This window comes from Kitasatospora sp. NPDC054768 (assembly GCF_053612025.1).
Genome location: NZ_JBSHBN010000009.1, coordinates 91,274 through 97,867 on the forward strand (window position 1 = coordinate 91,274; position 6,594 = coordinate 97,867).

7 protein-coding genes are annotated in these 6,594 nt (G+C 72.3%); 3 read left to right on the top strand and 4 right to left on the bottom strand.

The features are described from left to right. Positions 1–78: 78 nt before the first annotated feature. The 3 genes from ACWGKU_RS04710 to ACWGKU_RS04720 all read right to left on the bottom strand — a co-directional run bounded on the left by ACWGKU_RS04710 (position 79) and on the right by ACWGKU_RS04720 (position 2,535). Positions 79–864, bottom strand: coding sequence for a helix-turn-helix domain-containing protein (locus tag ACWGKU_RS04710; protein ID WP_380546674.1), 786 nt, complete (start codon positions 862–864; stop codon positions 79–81). An 18-nt stretch (positions 865–882) separates the two neighbouring features. Continuing rightward, on the bottom strand, positions 883–1,131 hold the full coding sequence (locus ACWGKU_RS04715) for a hypothetical protein (protein ID WP_380546675.1): 249 nt from the start codon (positions 1,129–1,131) through the stop codon (positions 883–885). 555 nt (positions 1,132–1,686) lie between these two features. Further along, positions 1,687–2,535, bottom strand: a complete 849-nt coding sequence (locus ACWGKU_RS04720; protein ID WP_452179411.1) for an SDR family oxidoreductase — start codon at positions 2,533–2,535, stop codon at positions 1,687–1,689. A gap of 92 nt (positions 2,536–2,627) precedes the next feature. On the opposite strand from ACWGKU_RS04720, the gene ACWGKU_RS04725 reads away from it, so the two are divergent. Then, positions 2,628–3,020, top strand: coding sequence for a winged helix-turn-helix transcriptional regulator (locus ACWGKU_RS04725; RefSeq protein WP_401045083.1), 393 nt, complete (start codon positions 2,628–2,630; stop codon positions 3,018–3,020). 949 nt (positions 3,021–3,969) lie between these two features. Here ACWGKU_RS04725 and ACWGKU_RS04730 read toward each other — a convergent pair. Beyond that, a complete protein-coding gene (locus ACWGKU_RS04730; RefSeq protein ID WP_452179412.1) occupies positions 3,970–4,917 on the bottom strand; it encodes an SDR family NAD(P)-dependent oxidoreductase in 948 nt (315 codons plus the stop codon). A gap of 300 nt (positions 4,918–5,217) precedes the next feature. Here ACWGKU_RS04730 and ACWGKU_RS04735 point away from each other — a divergent pair, with 300 nt between their 5' ends. Together ACWGKU_RS04735 and ACWGKU_RS04740 are read left to right on the top strand one after the other, a co-directional pair. Then, positions 5,218–6,165, top strand: a complete 948-nt coding sequence (locus ACWGKU_RS04735) for a helix-turn-helix domain-containing protein (protein ID WP_452179413.1) — start codon at positions 5,218–5,220, stop codon at positions 6,163–6,165. After that, entirely contained in the window at positions 6,128–6,259 is a 132-nt protein-coding gene (locus tag ACWGKU_RS04740) for a DUF397 domain-containing protein (protein WP_452179414.1), read from the top strand. Before ACWGKU_RS04735 ends, ACWGKU_RS04740 begins: the two co-directional genes overlap by 38 nt. Positions 6,260–6,594 lie beyond the last annotated feature (335 nt).

Consider the following 6,594-nt stretch of genomic DNA (forward strand, 5'->3'; position numbering starts at 1 on the left):
GGGTGGGTGCTGGTCCGCGGCGGGTGCCCGGCCCGGTCCGCGGCCGGGGCGCGGGTGGCGTCCCGGCCGCGGACCGGGTCACACGAGCACCGACGGGTTGTCGTCGGTGCCTTCGCGGCCCGCCGCCGCGGGGTGGCCGGGGCCCTCGCCCCGTTCGGCGGCGAGGCTGGTGCGCAGGGTCGCCCACAGGCGGAACAGGATGTCCGTCGGGGTGCCGGCGCTGGAGGACTGCATGGCCCGGACGAACTCGCTGTGGTACGTGCGCGAGTTGACCGGCAGCGGGGTGCGGGCGTTGTTCGTCCGGTCCCAGGCCGCCGCCCACAGGGCGCGGCGGGCCTCCTTGACCCCGCAGACCTCCATGTACGCGAGGAAGACGGGTTTGCGCAGCGGGGCCTCGCCCTTGAGGACCAGGGCCAGCGTGCTGGAGGGCAGGCGTCCGCCCCGGTCGCGGGCCCGGCGGTCCAGTTCCCGCAGGGACGGCCAGTCGGCCTTGCGGCGCATCTCGTGCATCGCCCGGCGCAGGTCCGCGAAGGAGTCGACCTGTTGGGGGTCGACCCGCCGGGGTGCGCGCAGCCGCCGGCTGCCCGAGGGGCGCGGCACGTGGGCCCAGTAGTTGGCCTGGACCCACTTGCGCCGGGCCGTCTTGAGGTCGCCGCCGCATTCGCGCACGACGGCCTCGACGACCTTCCAGCTCGGTACGGAGCGCCCGCCGGCGGCCCGTTGCAGGGTGGTGGGGTGGTAGTTGGTCCGAGCGGCGAGCTGACGGTACGTCAACCCGGCCTGCTCGCGCTGCTCCCGCAGCCAGACGGCCAGCCGGCCCAGCGCCGGCTCGGTCGCCTCGATCGGATTCTCTCGGCGTCCCATCTCGGGCAGGCGCTCTTCCTAGGCCCGCTCCCGTCGGAGCCTCGCGGCCAACAGGCATCCGCCCGTGGCCAGTTCGAGCGCGGCCCCGGCCGACATGCCCGTCGCCACCAGGGCGGCGGCCAGCGCGACCGTCAGGACGACCACGACGACGACCACGGTCGCTTCACCGGCCGCGAGCGGCCGGTACGGGCGCGGGCGCGGCGGTACCGGTTCCGCCGCCGCGCAGTGGGTAGGGGTGTGGGCGCGCTTGTTCCGCTTCCTCGCCATCGAGGAGTCCTCCATATCACTGTCCACTCCAACTGGCGGGCACTTGTGCGGTTGGCGTCGCACTGTGTGCCCGGTGGGCACACACTCTGTCAGGCGTACGGGTGAATCCCAATCGGTTCGGTGAACATCGCGAAGATTGATGCGCCACGGTCCCGGCCCCTGGCCGCAATCTCGTGAACGCCCTATCAGAAACGCACAGTTCAACGAAGTGAAACCGGATTTTGATGCGCCTTTGTGCAGCATGCCCTTGTGAGCCGTCCTGGCTGGATGTGACGATTTGCAGCGGCGTCACCCGGACCCGCGGGTCCGGAACCCGGGGCGCTGTGCACTCCAACAACTCGGGAACATCGGCAGCGGGCCGTGTTGGCGCATGGGTCCGCCCGAACAGCAGAGACCGCCCGGCCCTGGTGGCCCGAGCGGTCTCTCTGCGTTCCGGGGGCGGCCAAGGCCCCGGCGGTGACGGCCCCTTCGTCCACCCCCTCCCCCGACCCCCGGCCCCCGAGCACCGGTCCGTACCTCGGCGTCGGCCCGCAGGCGGGGGTCCGAAGACGGGCCTCAGCGGAAGGCGGCGATGTTGCGGGCGGCCCAGGCGGAGAAGGGGCGCGGGGCGCGGCCCAGGACCCGCTGGACGTCCGGACTGATGCGCAGTTCGGCCGGGTTCGGCGCGCCGAGGATGTCCAGGGTGTCCTCGGCGAGCTCCGCCGGCATGGCCCGGCTCATGGCGGCCCCGGCCTCGGCGCGGGTGAGCTCGTGGAACCGTACCGGCGAGCCCAGCGCGTCGGCGATCGCGGCCGCCTGGCGGCGCGGCGTGATCACCTCGGGGCCGGTCAGCTGGTACACGCCGCCGGCGTGCCGGTCGTCCAGCAGACAGGCCGCCGCGACCGCCGCGATGTCCGCCGGGTCGACGATCGGCACGCCGACATCGCCGAAGGGCGCCGCGACGAGCCCCTGCGCACGGACGGACTCGGCCCACCAGAGGGCGTTGGAGGCGAAGCCGCCCGGCTGCAGGATCGCCCACTCCGGACCGGATTCCCGCAGCGTGTCCTCCAGTTCGCGCATCGCGATCCGGGTCGGCCCGAAGGGCCTGGTCACCACACCCTGACTGGAGAGCAGCACGATCCGCCGGACCCCGGCGGCCGCGGCCTCGCCGATGAGGCCGGCGGGGTTGCCCCCGGCGGCGTGCAGGTCGCCGGAGAGCAGCAGGAAGAGCGCCGACGCCCCGGTCAGCGCGGGCCCGAGCCTGGCCGGGCCGGTCGGCCCGGCCAGGTCGGCCGCCAGATGGCGGACCCCGTTCGGCACCGCCGCCGGGTGCCGCGACACCGCCGTCACCTGCTGCCCCGCCTCGGCCAGCGCCCGCGTCAACGGCCGTCCGATGTTCCCGGTCGCTCCGGTCACCACGATCATGATCAGCTCCTCGTCGAATGTCCTCGGTGGCTCCGACGTTAGGAGGACGGGCTAACTCCCGGTAAGGACATACCTGGAGGTAAGCTCATGGCATGGCGGGAGGGGTGCAGCACAGAGGGACCGGGGCAGGCAGCCGGTATGACGTGTTTCACACCGACTGCCCCGCGCGCGACATGGTCGACCACGTCACCAGTCGGTGGGGCGTCTGGGTGCTGATCTCCCTGCGGAGCCGCGACCTGCGCTTCTTCGAGCTGCGCGAGAGCATCCGCGGCATCAGCGAGAAGATGCTCGCCCAGAGCCTGCGGGCGCTGGTCCAGGACGACCTGGTCTGGCGGAAGGTCGCGCCGACGACGCCGCCTCAGGTCACGTACGGGCTGACCGAGTTCGGCCACGAGGTGAGCGAGCCGCTGACGGAGCTGTTCGACCGGATCACCCGACGGCTGCCGGCGGGCGGCGGCGGGGACCAGAACCTGCCCGACCACTGATCCCGCAGCCGGTCGAGGCGGGTCGACGGACCGGCGTGGGAGCGGATGGAGCCCTTCTGACCCGCCGGCTCCGCGCGGAGAGCGCCGGAGGCTCTCAAGAACCCTCCGGGGAGGGGCCGTTCGCCCCCTCCCCAGCCGTGTGCTCGTTCAGGTCCCGCTGACGACGGACCATCGGGTGACGGAGAAGTGCTGCTGGTCGATCTCGCCCTCGGCGTCCACGGTCCGGCCGGCCAGGTGGTTCATGCTGCCCGGCTCGAAGGGTTCTCTCCGGGGACGCGCACGACGTCGTCGTGTCCGCCGCCGTGGAGGACCAGGGCGTCCCGCTCGCTCTTGGAGCCCACGGCGAGGGACGTCCGTCCGCGCACACGTTCCGCGAGGCAGCGGCGAGAGGTTTGTGCACTGACCCACAGCCTGGCAAGGGGCGAACGGCGCTGCATCTCGACCTTCACCGCTTCGCGGGCCGACGTTCGCGGAGCCGGCCCGCCACGCCCTTCTCATGTGGTCGATCGGCCGGGGTTCGGAGTGGGAAGTCGGCCCGGCCGACTTCCCACTCTGCGGGGAGCGCCGACCGGGCGCGGGCCGCGGGCGCACGGGAATTCGCGGGTGCGGGGGTTCTTCGACAGGGGATCACTCAGGACCTTCCCGACGATCCATGGGGTCCATGGGGTCCATGCGGTCCATGCGGTCCATGCGGTCCATGGCGCGAATGTGTCGATCGCGACGTCCCGACTGTGGCCGTATGGGCAATTCGTCCGTTCGCCGTGGCGTGAGCAGTGCTCCTTTCCCGGTGGACGGTGAGTCGCGGGATCGGGTCGGCTGCTCCAGCGGAACACCGTCGAGCTCGGAAAGCCGCCTCGCCGGCCTCCACCTCCGCGGCGCGGCGATTCGGGTCAAGGGGCCTCGCCCCGGGCCCGTTGATCACGACCACGCACGTGCCCCGGGACTCCTCTCACACGGCGGGCGTCGGGTCGTGACCGGTCAGCTCGCGGCTGGCGGCCCACAGCCGCGCGGCGGTCGCGGTGTCGGCCAGGTGGCCCCAGAGCGGCTCGGCCCTGGGCTCACCGCGCAGCCCGAACGCGCGGGGGCTCCACATCTGCCCGCCGCGCACGGCCGGGTCGAGCACGGCCCGGACGGCGGGCCACGCGGCGGCGTCCTTGCCCTGGACGACCAGCCCGAGCGGCAGGTGGCGCAGCCGCTCGCCGGTGGTGCGGACGTGGACCGGCGGGCGCGAGGGGGTGAGGGAGTCGAGCGCGCCGCCGGGGTGGACGAGCACGCTCAGCGTCGTGCTGCCGGCGGCGCGCAGACGGCGGTCGAGTTCGAGGGCGAAGAGCATCTGGGCCAGCTTGGAGCGCGCGTAGGTGCGCTTGGGCCGGTAGTCGCGCGTGCTCTGGAGGTCGTCGAGGTCCAGGCGTTCGGACTTGGCGGCGAAGCTGCCGGTGGTCACGATCCGGCTGCCGGGGGCGGCCGCGAGCAGGGGTGCCAGGTGGTGGGTCAGCGCGAAGTGCCCCAGGTGGTTGGTGGCGAACATCAGCTCGTTCCCGTCGACGGTCTCGCGGCGCGGCGGATGGTCGAGCGCCACCCCGGCGTTGTGGACGACCGCGTCGAGGCGGTCCAGGGCCAGGGCGTCCACGGACGGGCCGAGCGAGGCGAGGTCGGCGAGGTCCAGCGGCAGGTGCCGCACCCTGGCGCCGGGGACGCGCGAGGCGATGGAGGCGATGGCGGCTTCGGCCTTCGCCCGGTCGCGGCTGCCGAGGACCACCGTGGCGCCGGTGGCGGCGAGTTGCTCGGCGACGAAGTACCCGATGCCCGCGTTGCCGCCGGTGACCAGGACGTTCTTCCCCTCGGCGCGGGGCAGCCGGTGGACGTCCCACGGCGGGTTGTGGGGCAGGGAGGGCATGGCGGGCTCCTGGAACTCGGAGTGGGCTGGTGGTGGTTCCCAAGATCCCGGAGGCCACTCACATCCCACCGGCAGCCCACCGTCCGCGCTGTCGGCCGACCGGCACCGGCCGGACCCGGCGCGCGCGAGAAGTCGGCGGGGTCGACTTCCCGCGCGGGGCACAGGGCGCGTGATGGGGGCGTGCGGCGTGACGCTGCGCAAGCAAAAGATCGCTTTCCGGTACTGCCGGCCGGAATGCGGGGGTTACGGTGGCGTCCGAATACACGTGTTGGGCACGTGGCGCGAGAGCTGGGGGCAGTGGTGGCACAGCGGAAGATCAAGCGGGGACCGACGGCGAGCTCCGCGATCATGTTCGGCGAAGAGATCCGCTACGCGAGGGAGTTGGCGGGCTACACCCAGGAGGACCTGGGAAAGCTCCTGCACCTCGACCGGACGGTGATCTCGCGGACCGAGAGCGGGCGGCGGAAACCCACGATCGAGGAAGTCGAGGAGCTCGACCGGCTGCTGAACACCGGCGGGCTGCTGAAGCGGCTGTACGACCGGGTCGACTGGAGCGCGCAGATCGAGCATCCGGACTGGTTCCAGACCCATGCCGACTCGGAAGCCGAGGCGGTCGGGGCCCACGTGTTCCAGACCGACTACATGTTTGGGCTGCTTCAGTGTCGGGACTATGCCCGAGCGATGTTCGAGGCAAGCGGGACTGATGAACGCCCCGAAGTGATCGAAGAGCGAGTCGTGGCAAGGCTCGCACGGCAGAAGCGGTTCCTTGTCGAGGACGGGCCTCAGATGGTGGTCCTCCTGGACGAGAGCGCCATTCGATCGGTGGTCGGCGGACCGAAGGTGATGGTGCGGCAGATGCAGCACCTGCTCGACATCGCCCGACGCGAGAACATCGTGATTCAGGTGGTGCCGTTCACTGCTCGGGCGACGATCATCAATACCTCGATGGTCCTTCTGGAGATGCCGGATGGTCGGCACTCGGTGTACTCGGAGAGCCTTGACAGGGGCAGCCCCTGCGACGAACCGACCGTCGTCTCCGGGCACCGCCGCCGCTATGATCGCCTCCGTGGCGATGCGCTCACAGCGAGCGAATCGCTGGTGCTGATCGCCGAGGCGCTGGAAGGTTTCAAAGATGATGCGGAACAAGCTCGACGCGGCCAGCTGGCGCAAGAGCAGCTACAGCGGTACGAACGGCGGCAACTGCGTCGAAGTGGCCTCCGGCCTCCCCGGCCTCGTCCCCGTACGTGACTCCAAGGACCCCCATGGCCCGGCCCTCGTCTTCCCGGCCGCCGCCTGGGACTCCTTCATCACCGCCATCCAGGGAGACGAGTTCCCGGGTTAGGCCCTGCTCCCCCGGTTCCCCTCCCCGTGCCGGCCGACCGCGCGGCGGCGGCCGGCACGCCAGAGCTCACTCGGCACGAAGCGCGCGCCCGCGGTGCGATCGGGTGGTCGAGTCCCTGCGCGGATCGACCTGTTGCCGGACAAGCCGACCCCGGGTGGGGGGCGCCACAACCGGGTGGGGCCCCCCCCCCCCAAAAAACCCCAGCCGGCCCCCCGACAACCCGGGGGGGCCCCCCCCGGGGGCCCCCAGAAAGGGGGGGGGGGGTGGGGGGGCAACCCGCCGCGGGACAAACACCCCCCGCAAAATGACCACCGGCGCGGGGGGATAGTCCCCCG

Bases quoted from the DNA above. Each gene is read 5' to 3' on its own strand.
- ACWGKU_RS04710 (WP_380546674.1), bottom strand. From the start codon at position 864: ATGGGACGCCGAGAGAATCCGATCGAGGCGACCGAGCCGGCGCTGGGC.
- ACWGKU_RS04715 (WP_380546675.1), bottom strand. From the start codon at position 1,131: ATGGCGAGGAAGCGGAACAAGCGCGCCCACACCCCTACCCACTGCGCG.
- ACWGKU_RS04720 (WP_452179411.1), bottom strand. From the start codon at position 2,535: ATGATCGTGGTGACCGGAGCGACCGGGAACATCGGACGGCCGTTGACG.
- ACWGKU_RS04725 (WP_401045083.1), top strand. From the start codon at position 2,628: ATGGCGGGAGGGGTGCAGCACAGAGGGACCGGGGCAGGCAGCCGGTAT.
- ACWGKU_RS04730 (WP_452179412.1), bottom strand. From the start codon at position 4,917: ATGCCCTCCCTGCCCCACAACCCGCCGTGGGACGTCCACCGGCTGCCC.